Origin of the sequence: Streptomyces panaciradicis (assembly GCF_023516615.1) — a bacterium.
In the GTDB taxonomy this organism is placed as follows: Bacteria; Actinomycetota; Actinomycetes; order Streptomycetales; family Streptomycetaceae; genus Streptomyces; species Streptomyces panaciradicis.
The window spans coordinates 60,492-86,652 of record NZ_JAMGBF010000046.1 but is presented as its reverse complement, the minus strand read 5'-3'; the positions used below and the strand labels follow the sequence as shown (position 1 = coordinate 86,652).

The following is a 26,161-nucleotide window of genomic DNA, read 5'->3' as shown; positions in this document are numbered from 1 at the left end:
TCCCGAACGCCGGGCGGCGCCGCGGCCTCCTGCTACCCTGCGTTGCCAAATGACCGCTTTGGGTAATTCCTAGGGGTGTGCGTGAAGGTCGCCTGCATCGGCGGCGGGCCCGCCGGCCTGTATCTGTCGATCCTGCTGAAACGGCAGGACCCGTCCCACGACATCACCGTCCACGAACGCGATCCGGAAGGATCGACCTACGGCTGGGGCGTGACGTACTGGCGGGGCCTGCTCGACAAGCTCCACGAGCACGACCCCGAGTCGGCGCGCGCACTGGAGCAGGCCTCCGTCCGCTGGAACGCCGGCGTCGCCCACGTCCGCGACCTCGCCACCCGGCAGGACGGCGACGAGGGCTTCGGCATCGGCCGCCACCGGTTCCTGGAGATCCTCGCCGCACGCGCCCGCTCGCTGGGCGTACGGCTGGAGTTCGAGCACGAGATCACCGACGGCAACCTGCCCGCGGCCGATCTGCTCGTCGCGGGCGACGGCGTGAACAGCGCCCTGCGCACCCGGCACGCCGGCCACTTCGGCAGTGAGGTCGGCGAGGGCCGCAATCCCTACATCTGGCTCGGCACCACCAAGGTCTTCGACGCCTTCACCTTCGCCTTCGTGGAGACCGACCACGGCTGGATCTGGTGCTACGGCTATCCCTTCAGCCCCGAACGCAGCACCTGCGTCGTCGAATGCGCCCCCGAGACCTGGACCGGCCTCGGGTTCGGCACCGCGAACGAGGCCGACGGACTCGCCGTGCTGGAGAAGCTCTTCGCCGACGTCCTCGACGGCCACCCCCTCATCGGGCGCTCCTCGTCCGACGGCAGCGCCCAGTGGCTGAACTTCCGCACCCTCACCAACCGCACGTGGTCCCGCGGCAACCTCGTCCTCCTCGGCGACGCCGCCCACACCACGCACTACTCGATCGGCGCCGGCACCACCCTCGCCCTGGAGGACGCCATCGCGCTGGCCGGCGCCCTGCGCGAACAGCCCTCCCTGCCGCAGGCGCTGGCCGGATACGAGCGGCAGCGCAAGGCGGAGCTGCTGTCCATCCAGAGCGCGGCCCGCTACAGCGCCCGGTGGTACGAGAACCTGCCCCGCTACATCCACCTGCCCCCGGAGCAGATGTTCTCCCTGCTCGGCCAGCGGCACTCGCCCCTGCTGCCGTACGTCCCGCCGCAGCTCTACTACCGGATCGACCGGGCGGCCGGCCGGCTCGAGGCGCTGCGCCGCCTCAAGCGCTGGCTCGGGCCGAGGGTCGCGCGCACCGTGCACGCCCGGGAACTCGCCTCGCGGAAGCAGGGCTGACGGCCGGCACCCCTCTTGGGTGAATGGCAATTCACCGGCTAAGGTGAATTGCCATTCACCCGTTTGTTCCGCCTGTCACCCGCTGGAGTACCGATGGAGCAGCCCGCGCCGATAGCCCAGCCCACCGTGCGGCCGGGCCTGCGGGGTCGGTTCACGATCCCGGTGCTGGCGTTCGGCGGCATCCTCATGGCCGTCATGCAGACGGTCGTCGTCCCCCTGCTGCCCGACCTGCCCCGGCTCACCCACTCCTCGCCCGGCGCGGTCTCCTGGACGGTCACCGCGACGCTGCTGTCCGGCGCCGTCCTCACCCCCGTCCTGGGCCGGGCCGGCGACATGTACGGCAAACGCAGGGTGCTGACCTCGGCCCTGCTGCTGATGACCGTCGGCTCGGTGATGTGCGCCCTGTCCTCCGACATCGCCGTCCTCATCACGGCCCGTGCCCTCCAGGGCGCCGCCGCCTCCGTGGTGCCGCTGTCCATCAGCATCCTGCGCGACGAGCTGCCCCCGGAGCGCCGCGGCTCCGCGGTCGCCCTGATGAGCTCCACCGTCGGGATCGGCGCCGCCCTCGGCCTGCCGCTCGCCGCGCTGGTCGTGCAGTACTACGACTGGCACACCATGTTCTGGCTCACCAGCGCCCTCGGCGCGGTGGGCGTGTCCGCCGTGTGGTGGGCGGTGAAGGAGTCGCCCGTCCGCGAGCCCGGCCGGTTCGACGTCGCCGGCACCCTGGGGCTGGCCGCCGGACTGGTCTGCCTGCTGCTCGGGGTGTCCCAGGGCGGACAGTGGGGCTGGACCAGCGCCCGGATCCTGGGCCTGTTCGCCGCCGCCGTGGCCGTCCTCGCGCTGTGGTGGTGGCAGCAGCTGCGCACCGAGCGGCCGCTGGTCGACCTGCGCCTGGTCTCCCGGCCCCGGGTGGGCCTGTCCCACGTCGCGGCCCTGCTCACCGGATTCGCCTTCTACGCCAACTCGCTCGTGACCGCCCAGCTGGTGCAGGCGCCGAAGGCCACGGGGTACGGACTCGGGCTGTCGATCGTGGAGACCGGCCTGTGCCTGCTGCCCGGCGGCGTGACGATGCTGCTCTTCTCGCCGCTGTCCGCCCGGATCTCCGCGGCACGCGGCCCGCGCGTCACGCTCGCCATCGGAGCCGCGGTCATCGCCTGCGGCTACGCGCTGCGCATCGCCGACAGCCGCGACCTGTGGATGATCATCCTGGGTGCGACCGTCGTGGCGACCGGCACCACCCTCGCCTACTCGGCCCTGCCCACCCTCATCCTGCGCGCCGTACCGGCCGAGCAGACCGCGTCCGCCAACGGCGTCAACGTCCTGATGCGCACGATCGGCCAGGCCACCTCCAGCGCCGCCGTGGCCGCCGTCCTGATCCACCACACCAGCCCGGTCGGAGGCGTCCCGGTGCCCACCCTGCACGGCTACCTGCTCGCCTTCACCGTGGCCGGCATCGTCGCCCTGGTGGCGAGCGCCACGGCGCTGACCATCCCGGGTGACGCCGGGCGGCGGGGTTCGCGCCGGGCCGGCAGCGGCACCCTGGATGCGCGGGACGAGGCGTTGGAGGGAGCATGAGTGCCGTGAGCACTCCCCCCACCGCGACCGCGCCCGCCCGCAGGGACGCCGAGGCCACCAAGGCGGCCATCCTGAAGGCCGCCCGCTACCTGCTGGCTCGGCACGCACACGCCGACATCACCCTCAAGGCCGTCGCCGAACGCGCCGGTGTCAGCCCGCCGTTGATCCTGAAGTACTTCGGCAACAAGGACGCGCTCTTCGCCCGCGTGATGTCCTTCGAGACCGACGCGGACGCCCTGCTGGACGCCCCGCTCGACGACCTCGGCCGGCACATGGTCCGGCACGTGCTGATCGGCCAGTCCCGGCACGGCGCCGACCCGCTGCTGCGTATCGTGTTCGCGCCCCTGCACGCCGAACAGGGCGACATCCTGCGCGCCAACTTCCGCACCCAGGTCACCGAGCGCCTCACCGAGCGCCTCACGGGCGCCGACGCGGGCCTGCGCGCCGAACTCGCCGTGGCCGCGCTGCTCGGCCTCGGCGTGATCTACGGCGTCGCCCGCGGAACCCACGTGCGCGCGGCGGAGCTGGACGAGATCGTGGAGCGGTACGCCCCGCTCGTCCAGGGGCAGCTCACGCCAGGAACGCCCCGACCGTAGCCACGAACCGCTCGGGGTCGTCCAGCCACGGGAAGTGACCGGCTCCCGGCTGCACCACCGACTCGGCCTTCGCGAAGAGCCCGGCGAACTCGGCGACCATGGGCGGAGGGGAGTTGAGGTCGACCTCGCCGGCCAGCAGGAGCACCGGCGCCGCCAGACCGGCGAGCGCCGCCCGGGTGGCGGCCGGGTCGAACGCCCCCTCGGCGCCGAAGACCGCGGCGGCCTCCTGATTGCGCTGAGCGGCTCCGGCGGCATGATGGGCACGCGCCGTGTCGTCCCAACGGCCGTACAGGAAAGGCGAGATGGCCTCCCAGTCGGCGGCGGTGGCGCGGCCGGTGGTGATGGCCTGCAGGGCGGCGAACGCGGTGGGGAACCACGGCTCGGCCTGGCGTGAGCGCGCGGTGTCCCGCCGCACCTGGGGCGGGACGCCGAGCCCTACGGCCACGGCGCTCGGCGTGATCAGGGCGAGCCTGTCCACACGCCGCGGGTGCCGGGCGGCGTACAGGACGGCCGGATTGGTGCCCGCGGAGTGCCCGAGCAGGTCCATCGTCTCCAGGCCCAGGTGCGCGCGCAGGGCCTCGACGTCGTCCACCAGCCGGTCGCAGCGGAAGGTCGCGGGGTCCTCCGGGAGCGCGGAGTCGCCGGTGCCCCGGAAGTCCAGCAGGACGAGCCGGCGGCGCGCGGACAGACCGCCGAGCTCACCGAGGTAGGCGGACGCCTGCATCGGGCCCCCGGGCAGACAGACGACGGGCGGCCCCTCGTCCCCGAAGACGTGGTAGGCGAGTTGGGTCCCGTCGGGCGCAGCGAAGGCAGGCATGATCGCGAGCCTTCCAGCCGCGCCCGGCGACGGCAACCTCTTATCGGAACAGGCGGTCGAGGAAGCCGTTGCCGAAGACCCGGTGCGGGTCGAGCCGGTCCAGGACCCCGGCCGCCTGCCCCCACACCGTCTCGCCGAACGAACCGGGGATCACCGTGCCCAGCACCTCCTCGTCGCTCCAGGCGGCGTCCTCGGTGTACGCCCAGCCCTTGGACCACTCGACCCGGGTCAGGGCGTCCTCGCCGTCGAACTCGCGCAGCAGGAACTGCTCCAACTCCCGCAGGAACTCCTCCGCGTGCGGGGTGCCGGGCAGCGTCAGCACGTCCAGCCACACCGCCGTGTCCCACTCGGGCCGGCTCTCGTCGCGCCGCAGCGCCGACAGCAACGGGGCGCGGGCGCCGTCGACTTCGGCGTCGGCGGGATCGTCCAGGCCGGTCACGCGGATCTCGACCGAGCCGTTGACCGGGTAGCGGCCCAGGGCGGCGTACACGGCCAGCCGCTCCCGGTAGAAGGACGTGAACGCGCTGACCACCTGCTGAACCCGGCTCCGCGCGGTGAGCACCGCGTAGCCGTTGGCGGTCAGCCGCAGCGTCGTCGGCCTGATGTAGAGCAGCGTGTTCTTGGACGGTCCCCAGATGTCGCCCGACAGCGTCGCCACCAGCCCGGCCGCGGCCACCTCGTACTGCGCGTTGCCCAGCACCGGGGCCAGGTACCAGGCGGCCTGCGAGGTCATCCGCCCCACCAGGTCGGCCACCACGGTCGGCACGTTGTCGGAGAAGGGGTAGTTGTACGGCGACGTCACATGCCGTGAGGTGAGCGGCCGGGTCGGCGCCACGCTCCACACCTTCAGCCACGGGGCGTCGGTGAACGCGAACCAGATCGCCTCCACGCGCCCCGCGCGGTCGAGGAAGGTTTCGAGGGTGCGCCCGTCGGACCCCGGCGCGGCGAACAGCTCGGCCGCCGGGATGTCCGTACGGCTCACGCACCGCAGGTCGGTGTTCGCGCCCACCCGCAGCACGACCTCGGTCACCAGCGAGCGGCCGAGATGGGTGAGCAGCGCGGCGCAGTCCGCCTCGGCACGCCGGTAGGTGCGCAGGACGTACGCCCCGGAGTCCTCGGCCCACACGACCGCCGTGAGCGACAGCACCAGATTGCTCAGCGATCCGTAGGTGTGCCCGGGCGACCGCCGTTCGCCCTCGGCCGGTAAGGCGGTGCCGTGCGCGTCGACGGCCAGGGCGCCGCCCAGGGTGAGGTCGCCCGGGGCGGGAGCGGCGGTGACCCCGAGGCCGTGCTCCTCCAGATGGCCGAGCAGTTCGTCCATCGTCACGCCTGTCCCCGCGCGGACGGCGGACGGTGAGTCCAGGCTCAGGCCGCTGAGGTGCGGGGCGGTGTCGACGAGGAGGACGCGGGCGTCCGACGGCGTGTGCGCGGTGACCGCCAGCGGCGACCACCCGTGCGAGGCACCGCGGGCGCGTACCGTCCAGCCCTGCCGCCAGGCCCAGTTGACGACGTCGACCACCCGGGCCGGGCTCTCGGGAGCGCAGGCCCACAGGCCGTCGCAGGTGATCTCGCCCACCCAGTTGCGGTACGCCGAGCGGTACAGCGCGACGCCCTCGGGGAAGTCCGGCAGTTCCTGCGCCGCCACCGCCGGATCCGCGGCCACCAGGACGGGGAGGGCAGCCAGGGCGGCGGCCGACAACAGGAAGCCGCGGCGGCTCCACGGCGCGTCGTTCCCGCTCTCGGAGGGGAGGTTGCTCACTGAACGATCAGTCACGGGGTCACGCTAGGCGTGGGGTGACACGAGTCCACCCGCTGCCGAAAGACGTCACTCGTGTGAGTGAAAGATTCACAAGGCATGCATCGGAGCGGCTCGTTCCGCACTCGGCGGCGGTGGGTGACAGACTGACGTCATGGACGAGCGCACTTTCGACAGGTCGGGTCAGCACGCCTCCGTCATCGGTCTGGGCACGTGGCAGCTGGGCGCCGACTGGGGAGACGTCGACGACAAGGAAGCCCTGTCGGTGCTGGAGGCGGCCGCCGAGTCGGGCGTGACCTTCTTCGACACCGCCGACGTGTACGGCGACGGACGCAGCGAGCAGACCATCGCCGCTTTTCTGGCGGGCCGGCCGGACCTGCACGTACTGGTCGCCACCAAGATGGGCCGCCGGGTCGACCAGATCCCGGAGAACTACGTCCTCGACAACTTCCGCACCTGGAACGACCGTTCGCGTCGCAACCTCGGGGTCGACCGCATCGACCTGGTCCAGCTGCACTGCCCGCCCACGGCCGTCTACTCCACCGACGAGGTGTTCGACGCCCTGGACACCCTCGTGGAGGAGGAGCGCATCGCCCACTACGGCGTCAGCGTGGAGACCTGCCAGGAGGCGCTCACCGCGATCGCGCGGCCGGGCGTGGCCAGTGTGCAGATCATCCTCAACCCGTTCCGCATGAAGCCGCTGCGCGAGGTTCTGCCGGCGGCCCGGGAGGCCGGCGTCGGCATCATCGCGCGCGTCCCGCTCGCCTCCGGCCTGCTGTCGGGCAAGTACACCAAGGACACCGTCTTCCCGGAGAACGACCACCGCGCCTACAACCGGCACGGCGAGGCCTTCGACGTCGGCGAGACCTTCGCCGGCGTGGACTACACGACCGGCGTCGAGGCGGCCGCCGAGTTCGCCGCCCTCGCTCCCGAGGGGTACACCCCGGCGCAGCTCGCCCTGCGCTGGATCGTCCAGCAGCCCGGCGTCACCACCGTGATCCCCGGCGCCCGCTCGCCCGAGCAGGCCCGCGCCAACGCCGCCGCCGCCAAGCTGCCGGACCTCTCCGACGAGACCCTCGCCGCGATCCGCGACCTCTACGACCGCCGGATCAAGGACCAGGTCGAAAGCCGCTGGTAGCGGCCGCGGTCCGGTCGTTCACGGCTCCAGGAGCAGCTGGCTCTCCTGCTCCTGGTCGCCGGAGACGGCGCCCTGGTCCTGCGCGGTGAACGAGCGGGTCAGCACGTCCCGTGCCTTGGCCACCGCGTCCGGGGCGCCCTGGACGGTCACGGTGACCGCCCCGGACAGATGGCCGGTGCCACCGGCCGGCGCGGTCCCGGACGGCCGGGCCGCCGGATCGTGCGCGAACCTCGCCGTGTACACCGTCACGCGGTCGTCGGCGGGAAGTTCCTCCTCCGGACTGCCGAAGGCCGGTTCCAGGACGTGCACGACGGCGCGCGCGTCGGCGGGGGTGGCGCCGCTGAGAGTGAGCGTGAGTTCGCTGCCGGACATGGTCGTCGGACTCCTCGGATGGTCGTCGTGGGCCGTCCGCACCGTGTAACCGTCCCGTGATCGTCCAAACAGCCGCCGCCTTCCGCAAAGGGACGGTCAAAATCGCGCGATCAGGGAACTCGGATCAGCAAAGGCGCGGGCCGATGAGCAGGAGGAACGTTGACGGTCTCGAAAAGCGGTGCGGACGTGAACGACTGGGGTCGGAACGAGACCGAGGAGGAGAGAGCCGACCGCAAGTGGGGTGAGCTGATCCAGGAGGTCAGGGTCGCCCAGACCGGCGTGCAGATCCTGTTCGGATTCCTGCTCACCGTGGTCTTCCAGCAGAAGTACGCCACGCTGGCACAGACCGACAAGACCATCTACATAGTCACGGTGATCCTGGGCGCCGCCACGACGGGCGCGCTCATCGGGCCGGTCTCGCTGCACCGTCTGGTGTCCGGGCAGCGGGTCAAGGCGGAAGCGGTGCAGTGGGCCTCCAGGATGACCCTGGCCGGCCTGGTGCTGCTGCTCGCGACCATGACCTCCTCGCTCCTGCTGGTGCTGCGGGTCGCGACACACAACGCGATCGTCCCCTGGATCGTCAGCGGGGTGGTCGCGTGGTACGGCCTGTGCTGGTTCGTGGTGCCGATGTGGACGCTGCGCCGCCATACGTCGCGCTGACGCCCGGCGCGTCCAGCTGCCGGTCGTGCAGCCGGGAGAGCACCAGCACCGAGACCGTCGCGCCGATCAGCGCGCAGAACATGTCCCACTGCGTGTCCCACACGTCGCCCTGCGTGGCGAGGAAGGCGTCCGCGGAGTGTCCGCCGACCTCCGCGGCCAGCCATTCCAGCAGCTCGAAGACGGCGCTGAAGGCCATGCACGCGCAGACGGTCAGGGGAGCCAGCCAGCGGCTGCCGCGCAGCGGCGAGGTGCGGCTGAGCAGCTCACGCACCAGCACCGCGGGCACGAAGCCCTGCATGAGGTGGCCGAAGCGGTCGTAGGGGTTGCGGTCCAGGCCGAAGGTGTCGCGCACCCAGTCGCCCAGGGGAACCTGCGCGTAGGTGTAGTGGCCGCCGACGGCCAGCACGAGCGCGTGCGCGGCCAGCAGACAGCACAGCAGGTCGGTCAGCGGGAAGCGCCGCCGGGTGAGCACCACGACGGGCAGGCCGACCAGCGCCCACACCGTCTCCAGGAACCAGGTCGTGCGGTCGTGCGGGTTCCAGGCCGAGACCGCGAGTCCCACCACGGTGACGGCGACGGCCACGGCGGGCACGTGCCGTCGCGGGACGGCCGGTTGCACGGCGATCGACATGGGGGTTCCTTTCCACCGGGAGCCCCCATGCTGGCCGCGGCGGCCGGCCGGTGGCATGAGTACCGCTACTCAGCCCCGGCCGGGTACGCGCGCGTCAGTCCCTGGTGCCGCGCAGCGCGCTCAGGCACGAGGCGATGGCCTGCTGGAGCTCCTCCAGCTGCTGCACCATGTCGTCCTCGACGAATTCCTGCACATCGTCGAAGGTCAGCTCCTCGAACGCCTTCGTCGCCTTCTGCAGGCTGCTGTAGAACCTGGTGCGCCGCTCCGTGACGCGCAGTTCGGGATCGGCCTCCACCGCCTCGGCGACCAGGGACTTCATGCTGTCGTAGGCCTCGGTGGCCCACTCGCCGGTGTCCTCGTCCTCGTCCAGCTCGTCGATGAGCGACAGATGCCGCTCGGCCTCCTGGCGCACGTCGGCCGGAGCGTCGATGGTCTGTCCGGCGGGGGTCTTCACCTGCCCCGACTCGGCGATCTGGCGGACGTACCCGATGCGGTCGGCGGCCCGGCTCTCGGTGGCGACCGCCTTCTTCAGGTCGTCGGTGCGCACCACGTCCCGGGCCAGCTCGGCCTGCAGGTCGGGGTCCTCGCGGACGCGGTCGAGCAGTGCCTGGCGGGCCGCGCGGGCGGTGGAGGGGTCGGCGAGGATCGCGGCGCGCAGGGCGGTGGGGTTCTCGGCGACCTCCAGCGCCTTGGTGGGCCGGATGCCCTCGGCCTCGGCGGCCTCCGCGATGGCGGTGCCGCGCTCGGAGGCGGCGCTGTTGCGGGAGACGTAGTAGCCCAGCCACACGTCGGCGTCCGGCAGCTCCACCTCCTGGCCCGGCGCGAGCTCCTCGAAGTGCGGGACGAGACCGTCGTCGGCGGCCCGGTCCCAGGCCTTGTAGTAGCGCATCACGCGCTCCGGGGAGCAGCCGGCCAGCTCCGCGAACTCCTTCGCGGACACCTTCGGCGTCTCCTGGGCGCCCTGACCGCCGGGCCGTACGCTGCGCGCCACCATCAGGCCGAAGGCCCAGCCGCCGGTGCGCGCGTACACCCCGAACTCCCGGGCGTCGCGCGCCACGAGGTCGGACAGCGGCACGGGGGCCGGGTCGGGCTCAGAGGTCTCAGACGCCTCGGACGGGTCGATCGCCAGTGTCACCGATGACTCTCCTGTGCAAAGCTGGTCGGGCTGCGAACGTGCAGACCGGCAGCCTATATGCACCGCTTGGCCACCGTTTGGCAGACCCGGAAGGCGGCGCGCTGACGCGTCAGCCGAACGCGTCGTGCAGCGCGGGCAGCAGCGTCTTCTCCGCCCAGTCCAGGTAGGCCGGTTGCGACTCGCCGCCGATCTGCACGAGCGCGATCTCGCCGAACCCGGCCTCGGCGTACGGCCGTACGGCCTCGACGAAGTCCTCCGGGTCGTCGCCGCACGGGATCGACGCCGCGACGTCGTCGGGGGTGACGAACTGGGTGGCCGACTCGAACGCGTCCGGATGCGGCAGTTCGGCGTTGACCTTCCAGCCGTTGCCGAACCAGCGGAACTGCGCGTGCGCCCGCTCGACGGCCGCGTCCCGGTCGGGGTCGTAGCAGACGGGCAGCTGGCCCACCCGGGGCTTGCCCTCGCCGCCGTGCCGGTCGAACGCCGTCAGCAGCCCCTCCTTGGGCTCCGTGGCGATGACCAGGTCGGCGAGCCGGCCAGCGAGGGCGCAGGACTGCTCGCCGGAGACGGCGATGCCGATGGGCGGCGGCTCGTCCGGCAGGTCCCACAGCCGGGCCGACTCCACGTCGAAGTGCTTGCCGCGGTGGTTGACGTGGCCGCCCTCGAACAGCGCCCGGATGATCTCCACCGCCTCCTCCAGCATCTCGTGGCGCACGTCGGCCGACGGCCAGCCCCCGCCCACCACATGCTCGTTGAGGTTCTCGCCGGAGCCGAGGCCCAGCCGGAACCGGCCCTCGGACAGCAGCTGCATGGTGGCGGCCTTCTGGGCGACGATCGCCGGGTGGTAGCGGACGCTCGGGCACGTCACGTACGTCATCAGCGGAATGCGCGAGGTCGCCTGGGCCGCGGCGCCCAGCACGCTCCACGCGTACGGGGAGTGCCCTTGCGAGCGCAGCCAGGGGAAGTAGTGGTCCGAGGTCACCGAGAAGTCGTAACCGGCCTCCTCGGCGCGCACCACGTGGTCCACCAGCTCACGCGGACCCGCCTGCTCGGTCATCATCGTGTATCCGATTTGCACCATGAGAGCCGAGTCCCCTGGGCGGGCGACGGAAAACGGGTCTCGATTCACGGGCGATCATTGGCGAGGATGCGGTCATGACCGCATCCCCGCTGCCGCCCGCTGCCCCCGCCTCCCAGGGCGTCGACGCCGCCGGTGTCCACGCCTTCCTCGACGCCCTCGAAGCCGCTCCCGACATCGAGCCGCACAGCCTGATGATCCTCCGGCACGGCCGGCTCGTCGCCTCCGGCTGGTGGGCGCCGTACACCGTGGACCGCCCCCATCTGCTGTACTCGCTGAGCAAGAGCTTCACCGCGACGGCCGCCGGCCTGGCCGCCGCCGAGGGGCTGCTGCGGTTCGACGATCCGGTGATCTCCTACTTCCCCGAGTTCGAGGCCGACATCACCGACCCGCGCAGCCGCGCGATGCTGGTGCGGCACGTGGCCTCCATGTCCAGCGGCCACGAGGCCGAGACCCTGGAGCGGGCGCTCGCCGCCGACCGCGACGAACTGGTGCGCGGCTTCCTCCTGTTGCCGCCCGAGCGCGAGCCCGGGACCGTCTTCGCCTACAACCAGCCCACCACGTACACGCTGGCCGCGATCGTGCAGCGGGTCACGGGGCAGTCGCTCACCGACTACCTCCGCCCGCGCCTGCTGGATCCGCTCGGCATCGGCGAGGCCGTCTGGCAGACCGACCGGGCCGGCCGCGAGATCGGCTTCAGCGGGCTGCACGCCTGCACCGACGCCGTCGCCCGGCTCGGCGAGCTGTATCTGCGCGACGGCGTCTGGGAGGGGAAGCGGCTGCTGCCGGAGGGCTGGGTGGCCGAGGCGACGCGTCCGCACATCGACAACTCCGGCGGCGCGTCGGTCGTTTCGGACTGGCAGCGCGGCTACGGCTACCAGTTCTGGATGTCCCGGCACGGCTACCGCGGCGACGGCGCCTATGGGCAGTACTGCCTGGTGCTGCCGGAGCAGGACGCCGTGATCGCGACCACGGCGGCCACCGAGCAGATGCCGCAGCTGCTCGACCTGGTCTGGGAGCATCTGCTGCCCGCCTTCCGTCCCGAACCGCTGACCGGCGCCGACGCGGCGGACGCGGCCCTGCGGGAGCGGCTTGCCCGGCTCACGCTGGCGCCGGCCGCCGGCAAGCCCGCCCCGCCCGAGCGCACGGCGCGGTGGACGGGGGCCGAGTTCACCCCGCGGGGCGGCGCCTGCGCCGCTCTGCCCGCGCTGACGTCGGTCGCCGTGGCGCCGGCCGCGGACGGCTGGAGCCTGACGCTCACCGAGGACGCCGAGCCCCTCCAGGTGCCGCTCGGTGCGAGCGGCTGGAGCCTCGCCGAGGAGCCGCTGCCCGTGGCGGTCAGCGGCGGATGGGCCGACGCGGACACGCTCGCCGTGGATCTGGTGTTCCTGGAGACGCCCCACCGGCTGACGCTGACCTGCTCGCTGCCCGAGGGGACGTTCACCGCCCGCTGGCACACGACACCGCTGCGCAGCACACCGCTGCGCCGGATGCGGGCGCCGCGTGCCTCAGACCGACGTCACCCGGAACGTCCGTAGGAACGTCTTGAGCGCCTGCTGGTTCGCGGTGGCGCCGAAGTCGTCGGCCGGAGTCGTCCAGCGCAGGGAGAAGCCGCGGCCGCCGCCGAGGAGGAAACCGCGTCCGAACGTCCGTGTCCGCACGCCGCCGGCGTCGGAGTACCACTCCATGTCGGCGGCCTTGTGCCCCTGGTAGGTGGTCGCCTCGATGGCGCCGATCCGCTGGTAGCCGCCTTCCTTCTGCAGTTCGGGCTCGACGTCGTCCCGCCAGACGGCCACCGGGTCCGGGCCCAGCACCGTGCTGTAGGTGACCGCGAGCGAGCGCGGATCGCCCTTGGCGCCGAAGGTCACGCGGTACGACAGGTCGCCGACGCGCTTGGTGCCGGTCCGTTTCCAGCCGCTGGGGAGGTCCACGGAGAAGCCCTCGGGCGCGGTGTATCGGTGGAAGACCTGCTGCGGGGCGGCCGAGGCGGACGGCGGGGGTGAGGAGGGCGGCGCCGACGAGGTGCGGCTCGCGGACGGGCCGGGCGTGGGCGAGGCGGAAGGGGTGCCGCTTCTGCCGTCGGTGCGGTCGGCGGGCGGCGGCGGGGGAGCGGAGGCGGTCGGCCGGGAGCCCGCGTCGGTCGACGACGTGCCGGTCCCGGGCAGTTCGTGGGTGGCGGCGAGCGCGGCCACGGCGATGGTGACGACGGCGAGGGCGGTGCCGACGGCCAGGGTGGTCCGGCTCCAGCCGGGGACGGCGTGGGCGGCGGCGGTGTACACGCCGCGCAGCCGCGGCCGGGGGACGGCGGCGTCCGCGAGCGTGTCGGGGTCCTCGGTCAGGACGCGGTTCAGGCCCTCGCGGACCACATGACGGGTCAGCCGTTCCCGGGAGTTCTTGCGCAGCAGTCCGAGCACGGTCTGGGTGAGCGGGCCGGCGTGCACCGGTGTGCGCAGCGGCAGCCGGTCCACTCCCTTCAGCGTGGCCTCGGGCCGGTCCCGGTCCCGGAAGGGCGGCCGTCCCTCGACCATCGTGTAGAGGATGGCGCCCAGCGCCCACAGATCGGCCGCCGGTCCGATCCGCTCGTCACGGGCCTGCTCGGGGGAGGCGTACGACGGTGCGGTGAGCCTGGGGGCCAGGGTGGCGCCCGCGAGCCCGAAGCCGGTGACCACGACGGGGCCGCGGTCCGGCACGAACACCTGCCCGGGGCTGAGCTCGCCGTGGGTGATGCCCTCGCCGTGCGCCGCCTCCAGCACGTCCAGCAGCTCCAGGCCGATGCGCGCGGCCCGCACGTAGTTGAACGTGCCCTGCTGGACGAGGAGTTCGCCAAGCGGCGTGCCGTCGATCCACTCGGTGACGGTCCACAGGGTGCCGTTCTCCTCCACGGCGTCGACGACCGGGGCGACCCTGCCCGGGCACAGTGTCCCCATGGTCTCCGACATCCGGATGACGGTCGCGCTCGCCCGCGGTGGCGCCTCCCCTTCCGAGTCGGCCGGCAGGGCTGTCTCGGTGAGCAGATAGGGGCGTTGAGCGCCTTCCACGGCCTTGCCGTACCAGCAGACGCGGTTCGTCTCGCGATGGACGACATCGACGAGCCGGTACCTTCCGGCGACCAACTCGTGTGTGAAGACGTGCGCCTTGACCATGGTCATCCCTCGCTGAACCCCTGGCTCTCACCTTTCACGCAGAGGTACGGGGGGTACGACGGGATGTGTTCAAAGAATCTGCAACTCGCCCGTGGATGAAGCGTTTTGTTCACCGGGAGCCGCCCGCGTTCGCGCAATTCCCCTTTTTGCTGACCGCAATTCAAGAAGCGGGTGTTCCGGCGTACCGGCGAGAGGGGTCAGCGCAGGCCGAAGCGCTCCGCCCAGCCCATGACATCACCGGTCGTGGCGTTGCCCCCGCACACCACCAGCCCGATCCGGGCCCCCTCGCCGACCCGCTCGAGCACCTGGCGGGCCGCCGGCAGCAGACAGCCCGCGGCGGGCTCGGCCCACACCTTGGCGTGGTCGGCGAGATCCAGCGTGCCCCGCACCGCCTCCCGGTCGGGCACCACCAGCACATCGTCGACCAGCGCGGCCACATGCGCGTACGTCAGCTCCGACACCGACGGCGCGCTGAGCGTGGAGACGAGGGACGACAGCGCGACCGGCACCGGGCCGCCCGCCGCCAGCGCCCGGGACATGGCCTCGGCGCCCTCGGTCTCCACACCCCAGATCCGCACCTCCGGCCGCCGCTCCCGCAGCGCGGCCGCCACACCGGAGATCAGCCCGCCGCCCCCGACGCTGACCAGGACGTCGGTGAGCTCGCCGGCGTCGGCCGCGAACTCCAGCCCCACCGTGCCCTGTCCGGCGATCACGACCGGGTCGTCGAAGGGGTGCACCAGCGTCAGCCCCTCCTCCTGCAGCCGGGTCATGAGCGCGAACGCCCCGGCCATGTCCTCGGTCAGCCGCACCGACGCGCCGGACTCCCGGGCGATCTCGACGGCCCGCGCGGGCGCCGAGCGCGGCATGACGATCGTCGCCTTCACGTCGAGGGCGGCGGACATGACGGCGAGGGCGATCCCGTGGTTGCCGCCGCTGACCGCCACCACACCGGCAGCGCGTTCCGGCTCGCCCAGTGACAGCAGCTTGGCCGTCGCCCCACGGGCCTTGAAGGAGCCGGTGCGCTGGAGCAGTTCGAGCTTGACGGTGACCGGGGCGCCGAGCAGGCCGGACAGGCCGGGGCTCGGCAGGGTCGGGGTGCGCACGACATGCCCGGCGATGCGCTCGGCAGCGGCTTCGATCTCCGAGATCCCGATCAAGGCACTCATCCTTCCGGCACGGGACGACGATCCGCACCGTCTGCACCCTGACCCCCGGCAACGCCCCTGGTCAACCCGGACCCGCCAGGGCCCGCGGGCGGACGGCGGAGTCCGGCGCGCCGACGACTCCGGCGGTCCCCGGCGCGCCGACGGACCGCCCGGTCCCCGTGTCCGTCCTACCGCTCGCGCCGGACCAGGAAGCCCACCAGGGAGCGCAGTTCCTCCCGGGCGCCGTCCTCCAGCGGTGTGCCGGCGAGGGTGGCCTCGGCGGCGGCGATGTGGCGGTGTGCCTCGGCCAGGGCCGCCGCCTTCCCGCCGGCCGCCTCGATCAGGGCAGCGGCCTCCTCGGGCTCGCCGCCGGCGTCGAGCAGCGCGGCGAGCCGGCCGGCCTCGGGGGCCGTCGAGGCGAGCGCGGCCAGCACCGGGAACGTCTTGCGTCGTTCCCGCAGGTCGGCGTGGACGGGCTTGCCGGTGACGGCGCTGTCGCCCCAGATGCCGAGTACGTCGTCGGCGATCTGGAAGGCGATGCCGAGCTGCCGCCCCGCCCGGTCGAGCGCGGCGACCGTGGCCGGCGCGGCACCGCCGAGCAGCGCGCCCAGGGCGAGCGAGCAGCCCAGCAGGGAACCGGTCTTCCTCTCGGCCATCGACCGGTACTCCTCCGGCCGGACCCGCCCGGGCCCCGTCCACGGCCGTCCGGGGAACAGCAGGTCGTCCGCCTGCCCGTGCACCAGGTCGCCCAGGGCCACGGACAGCATCCGTACCGCCCGCCCGCCGCCGGGCACCGCGGCGAGCGTCTCGACGGCCAGGGCGAACAGGCCGTCGCCCGCGAGGACGGCCGGTCCGGTGCCGTACGCGCGCCACACGGCGGGGCGGCCGCGCCGGGCCGCGTCACCGTCCATGATGTCGTCGTGCAGCAGTGAGAAGGCGTGCACCAGTTCCACCGCGACCGCCGCCGGCACCCCGGCCCGACCGGCCGCGCCCGACGCCTCGGCGCCGAGCACGGCCAGTGCCTGCCGCACCCCCTTGCCGCCGGAGCAGGCGGCCTGCGTGCCGCCCACCTCGCACCAGCCGAAGGAGTACGCGGCCATCTCGCCGACCCATGGATGCAGCCGCCCGACCGCGTCCGCGAGGGCGGGCCGCACCAGTTCCCGGCAGCGTGCGAGCGTCAGGGCCGTGTCGAGGGGCGCGGGCAGTGCCGAGACGGGCGCGGTCACCGTGCCGCCTCCGCCCGGACGCCGGCCGGGGCGGGGCACGGGCCGGTGCGCCGCGCGTCGGAGCCCAAGAGCTCCTCCTGCGCCCGCGCCACCATCTGCCGGGCGTGCCGGAGACCTATGCGGTCCAACTCGTCGGCGAGCGAGGCGAGTTCGGCGACGGTCTCGGAGCGGTCGCGGCCCAGCCGGGCCAGTGACTTGGTCAGCCCGAGCCGTGCCAGTGCCTGCCCGCGCGGCTCGCTCATCGCCCGGAACTCCGCCAGCGCCTGCTCGTAGAGGTCCCGGGCCTCGGCGTAACGCCCGGCGCGGTACAGGACGTTGCCGCGCATCTTGTGGTTGTAGGCCAGCGCGCTGGACAGGTTCATGGCGCGGCAGGTGCGCTCCGCCTCCGAGAGCAGTCCGAGCGCCCGCTCGACGTCGCCGTCCCGGACCGAGACGATGTCGGCCAGGCCGCGCAGCGCCCAGGCGTGTCCGCGCCGGTCGTCGGCCTGCGCGGCGATCTCGGCCGCCTCCTCGAACAGGGCGAGGGCGGTGTCGTAGTCCCCCCGGTTGCGGTGGATCTGCGCGATGCCCTCCAGCGCCCACACCGTGTGCCGTGCCTCGCCGCGCCGCCGGGCTTCGGCCAGCAGCTGTTCGTGCAGCCGGGCGACCTCCTCGTAGTCGCCCTGGATGCGCCCGGTCTCGGCGAGTCCCGCGAGGGAGTAGCCGCGGACGACCACGTCGCCGCCGCGCTCGCCGAGTTCGGCCGCCAGCGCCAGCAGCCGCCGGGCCAGCGGGAACGCGCCCCGCTGCCGGGCCAGGGTGCCGCCGCTCCACAGCGCCCAGGCCATCGCCGCGGTGTCACCGGCCTGCCGGGCGGCGCGGTAGCTCGCCTTCCAGGCGCGGTCCGCGTCCCCGATCCGGCCCAGCCGGCGCTGCGCCTCGGCGACCGCGAGACCGGAGCGCGCCGCCTCCCCGTGCCGTCCCTCCCGCTCGGCCTCCTTCAACTGCCGTGTCCCGGCGTCCAGTACGTCGGTCAGTGAGGCGTTGACGGACAGCTTGGTGAGGGCGCCCTGGTACTCCGGAGCGAATGCCTTGCCGTACATGCATCCCTTTCGGTCGCTATACACGCCATGTCTACCCGCCATCTCTACACTCTGTGTATACATGGCATGTATAGAGCGTCGAAGAAGTGCCCTGGCCCAAGGGGCCAGGGCATCACCTGATGTCGGTCAAGACGTCGCGCGCGTCGGCGAGGTTGCCTGTGAGGCGTAGATCACCCGACGGGGCGTCAGTGCTGCTGCGGCTTCTGCGGGGTCGCCTCGCTGGGCCGCACGACCACACACCCCTCGCCCTGCAGCATCAGCTGCACCGCCTCGCCCGAGCCGCCGCGCAGCATCGAGCCTATGGACTGCGAACGGTGCAGCGAGGTCTGCAGACCGGCCGTCCAGCCCACGACCGCGTCGGTGTCGACGAACACCGGGTACTGCTGCGAGACCGGGATGACCAGCGGGTTCCCCTCGCAGATCAGGCCGAGCCTGCCCTGCCCGGTGAAGACGCTGTTGAACAGTCCGCCGCCGGCGATGCCCGCGCCCTTCACGGTGGAGATCCGGTACGACAGCGAGGCGTCGAAGCACAGGACGTTGCGGCCGTTGACCGTGAACTCGTCACCGGGGTCGACGTCCACGATGAAGCAGTTCTGCGCCTCGTGCGCGAACCAGGCCTCGCCCTGCCCGCGCACCGCCATGAGGGGCAGCCCCTCACCGGTCATCGCCCGCTTGAGCATGCCGCCGACGCCCTGGCCCTTGCGTTCGAACTGCAGGTTGCCGCGATAGGCGATCATCGCGCCCTGGCGGGCGAGCATCTCGCCGTTGACCGCGTACTTGATGCACTTGGCGTTCTCGACGGTCATGCCGGGCGCGGTGGCCGGCTGCACCATGTGCTCGCTGGAAAAGAGGGAACCCTTCATGCGGGCATCCTGTCCCGGAGGGGTTCGTTCCGCCAAGATCGCGGAGCGGAGTGCGTGCTTCAGGCGCGGAAACCGATGTGGACGTGGTCGTGGTGGGTGGCGTCGCTGAAGAACTGGTTCGCGGTGGCGCCGCCGGACGGCCGCAGCGGGCCTCCGACGTTGTAGGAGCCGGCGGATGCCGCGTCCCGCATGAAGCGTTCGACCAGCGCGCGGGAGGTGCCCGGGTCGACCACCGGATGGCCGTCGATCCGCCACACGTCGAACGCCCGACCGCGCGGATGGTCACTGGGGCGTCGGGTGCCGAAGACATCGAGGGGATGGCCGGAGCGCACCACGCTGACGGACATCCGGTAGGTGCCCGCCAGCCGCAGCATCGCGGCGAGGACGCTGTCGTGGACCCGCCCGGCGAGCAGGTCCGCCCGAGCGGCGGGCGGCAGTTCGATGTGCGGGTCGGACAGGATCTGGCGGACCCGGGACGGCGGTCGCGGCTCGGCCGCTCCGGGGTGGGCCGGGTGCAGGGCGGTGACCGTCCAGCCGGAGGCCGTGCGGACCAGCCGTACGTCCACGGTCGTCCCGACGGCGCTCACCCGGTCCCCGGTGCGGGTCCACTGGCGGCACACCACCAGGACGCTCGCGGAGTCGGCGAGGATGCCGCCGTACTGGGCGTCGATCACCTGCACGGCGGCCGCGTCCGCCGTCGGCAGCAGGGGGCCCGCCTGGTCTGCCAGAGCGGGGCCGAGGTGCAGGGCACTCACCCGTGACCTGGCCGCGGCGGTGCCGGATTCCCCCGGGCGCCACGCGCCGAGCGCCTCGACGAGTTGGACGGCGCGCAGCTTCGCGGCGGGGGTGACCTCGGCCGCACTCGGACGCCACGGTGTCGTGCGCGGCAGTTCGCCGCCGTGCGACGGACGCGGCGACGGCGAGGCGGGCCCCGTCCGGGTGGTCCCCCGCGGGCGCGCGGCGGCCCGGGGCGACCGCTCGGTGCAGCCTGCCGCCCCGCACACGCAGCCGGCCGCGCCCAGCAGCGCGGCGCGACGGGAGATGCGCGTCACGGGTACCAGTGTCCGCCCACGGCCCGCCACCCGCCGCCCACCACCCGTCGCCCCCGGCCCGCCACCCGCCGCCCCCGGTCCGGCGGCGACCGCACCGGACCGGGGAGGACCGAGGTCAGTCCCGCGCGGCCTCGGGGGCCATGTCCCCCTGGCGTTCCACGGCGGCGGAGCCGCGCCGGACCTTCGCCGGCTTACCGCAGAACGCCGACTCCAGCGTGCCCAGCATGGTGTTGAGGACGGCGCCGTTGTTGGACGTGTTGGCGAGTGCGGTGAGGCTGCGGCGGCCGTCCTTCGTCGCGAAGGCGTACGTGTAGTAGCCCTGGACGGCGCCCGTGTGGCCGTACACCGAGACCCCGCACGACAGGTCGCGGCGCCGCAGCCCGAGTCCGTAGGCCTGCGTGCTGTTCACCGGGATCATGCGCTCCATCTGCCCGAGCCGCGTGGCCGACATCAGCCGGCCGCCCAGCAGGGCCGACAGGAAGGTGTCCAGGTCCCGTGTGCTGGAGATGAGCGCGCCGGCGCTCTGCGCCCAGGACACCGTCTGCTGCGTCGCGTCCACCAGCGGGGCGCCCGCCGAGTCCGGGGTGAGATAGCCGCGGGCGTAACGGCCCGGGATGGTCTTGTCCGGATGCACGTAGAACGTGTCGCGCAGCTTCAGCGGCTCGATGATGCGGTTCGTGTACTCGGTGCCGACGGAGTGACCGGTGAGCTTCTCGATGAGCATCCCGGCGACCACGAAGTTGGTGTTGGAGTACGCGTACGCGGCGCCGGGGGCGTTGGTGGGGGCGTGCCGCAGGGAGCGGTCCACGAGCTGGCGGTAGGTGAAGACCTTGGAGCGGACCGACTCGAAGCCGGAGACCGACTTCGCGAACATGTCGTTCGTGTAGTCGTACAGGCCGCTGCGGTGGCCCAGCACCTGACGCACCGTGATCCGGCTGTCGGGCAGCAGGCCGGGCAGGTAGCGGTCGACCGACGCGTCCAGGTTCAGCTTCCCCTCGTCGGCGAGCTGCATCAGGACCACCGCCGAGAAGACCTTGGTGACGCTGCCGATGCGGAACCGGTCGGCGTTCGAGATGGCCCGTCCGGTGCCGCGGTCTGCGACGCCGAAGGCGGTCGTGCTGACCGTGCCGTTGTCGTCGACGCGGGCGATCGCCCCGGGCGCGCCCTGGCGCAGCGCGGTGCGCAACACGCTGTCGACGCCCGCGAGATCCGGCTTGGGGAGCCGGGCCGCCGGTGCGGCGTGCGCGGTTCCGGCGAGGAGGAAGAGCGCGGCCGCGCCCAGGGCCGTTCCCCTTGTTGCGAGATGAGTCACATTCACTGGAGGCAACCTGCTTCCGTCTCGTCACATCTCTACAGACGACACACAGTTGGTGACCGCTCGATCACCGAGCGGTGTGGATTTGCAAAGTATTGCCCTCTATCGCATGGAAAGCGATCATTTGGGCTTTACATGTGCATGACTCATCCGAAAGGGTTCCGTTCCAGGGCCCGACCAGCCCCATGGCGCCCAACGGCGCCATCCCTCAGGGCGGTTGGTGATCCCAGTCGCTCTGCGAGGAAGGAAACCCTCACCAGTGCGCAGACCGCACATACGCAGCGTGGCGGTCGCCGTCGCCGTGACGACGGCCGCCACCGGCCTTGCGGGCACCGCCTTCGCGGGCCCGGACACGGGGACCCACGCGACCGCCGCCGACGCCTCGGCCTCCGCCGTCGTGAAGGCCGCCGAGTCCGCCGCCTTCGCCCACGCCTCCGCCACGGGCGTCTCCCAGGGGGACGGCCTTGAGGCCCAGGACGTCATGATCGACCCCGAGGGAGCGCGGCACGTCCGGTTCACCCGGACGCACCAGGGCCTGCCGGTCCTCGGTGGCGACCTCGTCGTCCACCTCACCCGGCAGCTCTCGTACGCGGGCGTGACCCGGGCCGCCGACCACGCCGTGAAGGCCGCCCCGGCCTCCGGCGCCAAGCTCTCCGCCGCCGAGGCGGAGCAGAAGGCGGCATCGGTCGCCAAGGGCGACGCCGGCCCGGCCGAACTCGTCGTCGACGCCCGCGACGGAGCCTCCGCGCTCGCCTACCGGGTGTCCGTGAGCGACAGCACCACCACGCAGGGCGCCGGCTCCCGCACGGTCGTCGTCGACGCCGTCAGCGGCAAGGTACGCAGCAACCTGCCCGACAACGACGAGTTCCTCTCGCCGAAGCTGCTCGACACCCTGCGCGAGCGCGGCGAGACCTCGGCGCCCGTCACCGGCGCCGGCGCGCAGAGCGCCGGGCTCCTCGCGGGATCGGCCGCCGCCGCCACCCGCTACCCGGTGACGGCCAACGGCACGGGCAAGTCCCTCTTCGTCGGCAAGGTCCCGCTGAAGACGACGCAGACGGCCCGCACCACCTTCCAGCTGAAGGACCCCACCCGCTACGGCAGCGAGACCCGGGACGCCAAGGGCAGCTACACGGAGAGCTTCGGCCGCGGCACGAAGATCACCACCAAGAACGACGTCTTCGGCAACGGCGCCACCACCAGCCGCAACAGCGCGGCGGCCGACGCCCAGTACGGCATCACCAAGACCCTGGACTTCTACAAGAAGACCTTCGGGCGCAAGGGCATCGCCAACAACAGCAAGCCCGCCAAGGCGATGGTGCACTGGGGCAAGAAGATCGCCAACGCCTTCTGGGACTCCGACTGCGGTTGCATGCTCTACGGCGACGGCGACGGCGACATGTTCAAGAAGCCGCTGGTCGCCCTGGACGTCACCGGCCACGAGCTGACCCACGGCGTGGTGGACGCCACCGCCAAGCTGGAGCCGACGCGGGTGGACGACCAGGGCAACCAGTACGGCGAGCCCGGCTCGCTCAACGAGTCCCTGGCCGACATCTTCGCCTCCAACGTCGAGTTCGCCACCAACAACGCGACCGACAAGCCGGATTACCTCATCGGCGAGAAGATGGGCCTGGCGCAGAAGTTCCTGCGCCGCCTCGACCACCCGTCGCTGGACAAGCTCGAGGGAACCATCGACTACTGGGCGCCCGAGGTGTACGACGCCGAGGTGCACGCCGGTTCCGGCGTCTCCTCGCACGCGTACTACCTGCTCGCCGAGGGCAGCGGCCAGAAGACGATCGGCGGCGTCAAGTACGACTCGCCGACCTTCGACGGCTCCACGGTCAAGGGCATCGGCCGCACCAAGGCCACGGCGATCTACTACCGCGCCCTGACCCGCTACATGGTCTCCACGACCGACTTCCACGACGCGCGCGTCGCGACGCTGAAGGCGGCGCAGGACCTGTACGGCGCGAACAGCGTCGAGTACCGGACGGTGGACCAGTCCTGGGCCGCCGTCAACGTCACCGAGGCCAACACCCCGGCCGACCGGCACTGACGCCGCACCACCCGCGTCCCGCCCACTGCCCCTCCGTCTCGTCGGACACGCCGAACTCGGCGCCGCGGGAGGGGCAGTGGGCCCTGCCGGTCCTCCCCGGACCGGCGTCCCCTCTCGCCACCTCCGGCGCTGACAGCCCTCTCACAGACCAATCCTGCTTCTTTTATTGACGAGGGAAAAGAAGGGGCATAGGTTCCCGGCCATGCGCCCGACCCCTCGCGTCGAGACGTTCCCGGCGAACACGCCGGCCGCCTCGCAGATCTTCACCACGGTCCTGTCACAAGGGCCCCTCACCAGGCTGGAGGTGGCCCGGCGCACGGCGCTGTCGCCGGCCGCCGTCACCAAGGCGGTCAAGCCCCTCATCGAGGCCGGGTACCTGGTGGAGGACGCCGCCGACGAGGCGCGCCCGGCCCTCGGCCGGCCGGCCAACCCGGTGCGGGTCGACGGCGGACGGGCCCTGTTCCTCGGGGTCAAGGTGACCGGCGACGAGATCATCGGGGTCCTCACCGACCTGTGCTGCCGCACCCGCGGCGCCCGCCGCGCGCCGCTCGCCGACCGCGCCCCCCAGCCGGTCCTCACGGCGATCGCGGACGTCGTGGCCGAACTCCTCTCCCAGGCGAACGAGTTGGGCGTCGGCGTCCACGGCGTCGGCGTCGCCGTCTCCGGGGACGTCGACCGCGCCGAAGGCGTCGTGCGCTACTCGCCCTTCCTGAACTGGCGTGACGTGCCCCTCGCCGAACTCGCCTCCCTCACCGTCGGGTTGCCGGTCACCGTCGACAACGACGTACGCGCCCTCACCGTCGCCGAGCAGTGGTTCGGAGCCGGTGTGGGCCTGTCCGACTTCGCCGTGGTGACCGTCGGCGCCGGGATCGGCTGCGGACTCGTCGTGCACGGCCGGGTCGTCGCCGGCGCCCACGGCGTGGCCGGCGAGATCGGCCATGTCACCGTCGACCCGGCGGGCCCGCCCTGCCACTGCGGCAACCGCGGCTGCGTGGAGGCGATCGCGGGGGAGGAGGCGATCGTCCGGCAGGTCCGCGAGGCCACCGGCGTCGAGGTCCGGGACGCGGCCGAGGCCGTGACCCTCGCCCACCGCGGTGTCCCCGGCGTACGGGAGGTGTACGCCCGGGCCGGCGAGGCCATCGGCCGCGGCATCGCCACCGTCGCCAACCTCCTCGGCCCCGAACGCGTGATCATCTCCGGCGAGGGCCTGGCCGCCTACGACCTCTTCGCCGAGCAGATCCGCGACACCCTGACCGCCGCCGCCTTCGGCTCCGCCGCCCAGTGCGACGTACAGACCCGCCCGCTGCCCTTCGAGGAGTGGGCCCGCGGTGCCGCCGCCACCGCGATCCAGTCCTTCATCACCCCCGACGACCCGCACCCGAGCCGCTGAACCGACTCCCCCTGGAGGTACGACCCATGCGGTCATCCTCGTACTCCGTCCTGCCCGCACGCGCCCTGAGAACCGCGGTGGTCCTGGCCCTCGCCGCGGGCGCCGTCACCGTCGCCCCCGCGGCCCGTGCCGCGAGCGCCGACCCGGCACCGATCGCCGCCAAGCCCTACATGGGCTGGTCGAGCTGGAGCATGCAGTCGTCCAAGTACCCCGGCCTCAACCCGGACGGCGACTACAGCTACCTCACCGAGGCCAACGTCACCAAGCAGACCGACGCCCTGGCCGCCAAGCTGAAGAAGTTCGGCTACGAGTACGTCAACATCGACGCCGGCTGGTGGCGCGACACCACCTGGAAACCCGAGTACGACCGGTACGGCCGTCAGCAGGCCGACCCCAAGAGGTTCCCCAGCGGCATGAAGGCCGTCGCCGACCGCATCCACGCCAAGGGCCTCAAGGCCGGCATCTACCTCCCCGCCGGCCTGGAGAAGGAGGCGTACAACGACGGCAGGACACCGATCTGGAACGCCGACGGCTGCACCACCGCCGACATCGTCTACGGCGACCTGCGCACCACCAACGGCTGGGACAGCTCCTACAAGCTGGACTTCTCCCGCCCCTGCACCCAGAAGTACATAGACTCCCAGGCCCAGTTGATCGCCGGCTGGGGTTATGACTTCCTCAAGCTCGACGGCGTCGGCCCCGGCTCCGGAAAGAGCGGCGACCAGTACGACAACGTTGCCGACGTGGCCGCCTGGCACCGGGCCATCGCCACCAGCGGCCGCCCGATCCACCTCGAGGTCTCCTGGTCGCTGGACATCGGCCACGCCGCCGACTGGAAGAAGTACTCCAACGGCTGGCGCATCGACACGGACGTCGAGTGCTACTGCAACACCCTCGTCAGCTGGGAGAACTCCGTCGACGACCGCTGGGACGACGCCCCGGGCTGGACCCGCCACGCAGGCCCCGGCGGCTGGAACGACCTCGACTCCCTCGACGTCGGCAACGGCGCGATGGACGGCCTGACCAAGGCCGAGCGCCAGAGCTACGCCACCCTGTGGGCCATCGCCAAGTCCCCCCTCTACACCGGCGACGACCTCACCCGCCTCGACTCCTACGGCCTCTCGCTGCTCACCAACAAGGAGGTGATCGCCCTCAACCAGGGCGGCACCCCGCCCGCACGCCCGATCACCCCCTCCGACCCGCAGCAGGTGTGGGCCGCGAAGAACCCCGACGGCAGCTACACCGTCGCCCTGTTCAACCTCGCCGACAGCCCCGCCGCCGTCTCCGCCTCCTGGGCCTCCCTCGGCTTCACCGGCAAGGCCGCCGTACGGGACCTGTGGAACCACGAGAACCTCGGCAGCTTCAAGGACAAGGTCACCGAGGCCCTGCCCGCCCACGGCTCCCGCCTGTTCACCGTCACCCCGCACGGCACCGCCCTCGCCTTCACCGGCTACGAGGCCGAGGCGAGCGGCAACACGCTCGGCGGCAACGCCTCCGTCGCCGACTGCTCCGCCTGCTCCGGCGGCAAGAAGGTCGGCAACCTCTACCTGGGCGGCAAGCTCACGGTCAACGACGTCGTCGTCCCCAAGGCGGGCACCTACCAGGTGAAGATCGCCTACGTCAGCGGTGACGCCCGCTCGGCGGCCGTCTCCGTGAACGGCGGCGGCGCGACGCATCACAAGTTCCCCTCGACCGGCGACTGGTCGACGGTGGAAACGGTGAGCGTGCCCCTGACGCTCAAGGCCGGCTCCAACACGATCACCTTCGACAGCGGCAACGGCTACGCGCCCGACATCGACCGGATCGACGTACCCAAGTCGTCCTGACCGAGCCAC

At 72.5% G+C, this 26,161-nt stretch carries 22 protein-coding genes; 9 read left to right on the top strand and 13 right to left on the bottom strand.

Translation table 11 applies throughout. The features are described from left to right. The first annotated feature begins 75 nt into the window (after positions 1-75). From M8J74_RS17960 to M8J74_RS17950, 3 genes are all read left to right on the top strand, one after another. Positions 76-1,299 carry an FAD-dependent monooxygenase gene (locus tag M8J74_RS17960; protein ID WP_249837390.1) on the top strand — a complete coding sequence of 408 codons (1,224 nt, stop codon included), beginning with the start codon at positions 76-78 and terminating at the stop codon, positions 1,297-1,299. Positions 1,300-1,392: 93 nt separating this feature from the next. Beyond that, positions 1,393-2,874: an MFS transporter gene (locus M8J74_RS17955; RefSeq protein WP_249837389.1), complete on the top strand. Its 1,482-nt coding sequence runs from the start codon at positions 1,393-1,395 to the stop codon at positions 2,872-2,874. Next, the gene (locus tag M8J74_RS17950) at positions 2,871-3,470 is read left to right on the top strand and encodes a TetR/AcrR family transcriptional regulator (RefSeq protein ID WP_249837388.1); all 600 of its coding nucleotides are present in this window, start codon (positions 2,871-2,873) and stop codon (positions 3,468-3,470) included. Before M8J74_RS17955 ends, M8J74_RS17950 begins: the two co-directional genes overlap by 4 nt. On the opposite strand, the gene M8J74_RS17945 is transcribed toward M8J74_RS17950, so the two are convergent. Next, positions 3,445-4,287 carry an alpha/beta fold hydrolase gene (locus M8J74_RS17945; RefSeq protein WP_249837387.1) on the bottom strand — a complete coding sequence of 281 codons (843 nt, stop codon included), beginning with the start codon at positions 4,285-4,287 and terminating at the stop codon, positions 3,445-3,447. The genes M8J74_RS17950 and M8J74_RS17945 overlap by 26 nt on opposite strands. A gap of 40 nt (positions 4,288-4,327) precedes the next feature. Continuing rightward, positions 4,328-6,061 (bottom strand): cholesterol oxidase substrate-binding domain-containing protein, encoded by a 1,734-nt coding sequence (locus tag M8J74_RS17940; protein ID WP_249837386.1) that lies wholly within the window; start codon positions 6,059-6,061, stop codon positions 4,328-4,330. Positions 6,062-6,197: 136 nt separating this feature from the next. Between M8J74_RS17940 and M8J74_RS17935 the strand changes: the two genes are divergently transcribed. Continuing rightward, entirely contained in the window at positions 6,198-7,181 is a 984-nt protein-coding gene (locus M8J74_RS17935) for an aldo/keto reductase (protein WP_058927293.1), read from the top strand. Positions 7,182-7,199: 18 nt separating this feature from the next. On the opposite strand, the gene M8J74_RS17930 is transcribed toward M8J74_RS17935, so the two are convergent. After that, positions 7,200-7,553: a hypothetical protein gene (locus M8J74_RS17930; RefSeq protein WP_249837385.1), complete on the bottom strand. Its 354-nt coding sequence runs from the start codon at positions 7,551-7,553 to the stop codon at positions 7,200-7,202. A gap of 186 nt (positions 7,554-7,739) precedes the next feature. Here M8J74_RS17930 and M8J74_RS17925 point away from each other — a divergent pair, with 186 nt between their 5' ends. Further along, on the top strand, positions 7,740-8,213 hold the full coding sequence (locus M8J74_RS17925) for a DUF6328 family protein (RefSeq protein ID WP_249837384.1): 474 nt from the start codon (positions 7,740-7,742) through the stop codon (positions 8,211-8,213). Here the strand turns inward: M8J74_RS17925 and M8J74_RS17920 are convergent. The 3 genes from M8J74_RS17920 to M8J74_RS17910 all read right to left on the bottom strand — a co-directional run bounded on the left by M8J74_RS17920 (position 8,134) and on the right by M8J74_RS17910 (position 11,060). Continuing rightward, positions 8,134-8,844, bottom strand: a complete 711-nt coding sequence (locus tag M8J74_RS17920; RefSeq protein WP_249837383.1) for a DUF2238 domain-containing protein — start codon at positions 8,842-8,844, stop codon at positions 8,134-8,136. The two genes, M8J74_RS17925 and M8J74_RS17920, sit on opposite strands and share 80 nt — an antisense overlap. A 94-nt stretch (positions 8,845-8,938) precedes the next feature. Next, complete coding sequence (locus tag M8J74_RS17915) at positions 8,939-9,979, bottom strand: hypothetical protein (RefSeq protein ID WP_249837382.1); 1,041 nt, start codon at positions 9,977-9,979, stop codon at positions 8,939-8,941. A gap of 109 nt (positions 9,980-10,088) precedes the next feature. After that, positions 10,089-11,060 (bottom strand): LLM class F420-dependent oxidoreductase, encoded by a 972-nt coding sequence (locus M8J74_RS17910; RefSeq protein ID WP_249837381.1) that lies wholly within the window; start codon positions 11,058-11,060, stop codon positions 10,089-10,091. A gap of 74 nt (positions 11,061-11,134) precedes the next feature. Between M8J74_RS17910 and M8J74_RS17905 the strand changes: the two genes are divergently transcribed. After that, positions 11,135-12,595: a serine hydrolase domain-containing protein gene (locus M8J74_RS17905; protein WP_249837380.1), complete on the top strand. Its 1,461-nt coding sequence runs from the start codon at positions 11,135-11,137 to the stop codon at positions 12,593-12,595. Here M8J74_RS17905 and M8J74_RS17900 read toward each other — a convergent pair. The 7 genes from M8J74_RS17900 to M8J74_RS17870 all read right to left on the bottom strand — a co-directional run bounded on the left by M8J74_RS17900 (position 12,566) and on the right by M8J74_RS17870 (position 20,880). Further along, positions 12,566-14,200, bottom strand: a complete 1,635-nt coding sequence (locus M8J74_RS17900) for a protein kinase domain-containing protein (protein ID WP_249837427.1) — start codon at positions 14,198-14,200, stop codon at positions 12,566-12,568. The two genes, M8J74_RS17905 and M8J74_RS17900, sit on opposite strands and share 30 nt — an antisense overlap. 197 nt (positions 14,201-14,397) lie before the next feature. Beyond that, positions 14,398-15,357 (bottom strand): threonine/serine dehydratase family protein, encoded by a 960-nt coding sequence (locus M8J74_RS17895; RefSeq protein ID WP_249837379.1) that lies wholly within the window; start codon positions 15,355-15,357, stop codon positions 14,398-14,400. Between the two features lie 176 nt (positions 15,358-15,533). After that, positions 15,534-16,571 carry a polyprenyl synthetase family protein gene (locus M8J74_RS17890; protein WP_249837378.1) on the bottom strand — a complete coding sequence of 346 codons (1,038 nt, stop codon included), beginning with the start codon at positions 16,569-16,571 and terminating at the stop codon, positions 15,534-15,536. Beyond that, entirely contained in the window at positions 16,568-17,653 is a 1,086-nt protein-coding gene (locus M8J74_RS17885) for a tetratricopeptide repeat protein (protein WP_249837377.1), read from the bottom strand. Before M8J74_RS17885 ends, M8J74_RS17890 begins: the two co-directional genes overlap by 4 nt. Positions 17,654-17,838: 185 nt before the next feature. After that, positions 17,839-18,516, bottom strand: a complete 678-nt coding sequence (locus tag M8J74_RS17880; RefSeq protein ID WP_249837376.1) for an AIM24 family protein — start codon at positions 18,514-18,516, stop codon at positions 17,839-17,841. A gap of 59 nt (positions 18,517-18,575) precedes the next feature. Then, a complete protein-coding gene (locus M8J74_RS17875; protein WP_249837375.1) occupies positions 18,576-19,568 on the bottom strand; it encodes a hypothetical protein in 993 nt (330 codons plus the stop codon). Positions 19,569-19,683: 115 nt separating this feature from the next. Next, positions 19,684-20,880: a serine hydrolase domain-containing protein gene (locus tag M8J74_RS17870; protein WP_249837374.1), complete on the bottom strand. Its 1,197-nt coding sequence runs from the start codon at positions 20,878-20,880 to the stop codon at positions 19,684-19,686. Positions 20,881-21,142: 262 nt separating this feature from the next. Here M8J74_RS17870 and M8J74_RS17865 point away from each other — a divergent pair, with 262 nt between their 5' ends. The 3 genes from M8J74_RS17865 to M8J74_RS17855 all read left to right on the top strand — a co-directional run bounded on the left by M8J74_RS17865 (position 21,143) and on the right by M8J74_RS17855 (position 26,152). Then, positions 21,143-22,936, top strand: a complete 1,794-nt coding sequence (locus M8J74_RS17865; protein WP_249837373.1) for a M4 family metallopeptidase — start codon at positions 21,143-21,145, stop codon at positions 22,934-22,936. Between the two features lie 202 nt (positions 22,937-23,138). Beyond that, the gene (locus M8J74_RS17860; RefSeq protein WP_249837372.1) at positions 23,139-24,326 is read left to right on the top strand and encodes an ROK family transcriptional regulator; all 1,188 of its coding nucleotides are present in this window, start codon (positions 23,139-23,141) and stop codon (positions 24,324-24,326) included. Between the two features lie 26 nt (positions 24,327-24,352). Next, positions 24,353-26,152 (top strand): alpha-galactosidase D, encoded by a 1,800-nt coding sequence (locus M8J74_RS17855; RefSeq protein WP_249837371.1) that lies wholly within the window; start codon positions 24,353-24,355, stop codon positions 26,150-26,152. Positions 26,153-26,161 lie beyond the last annotated feature (9 nt).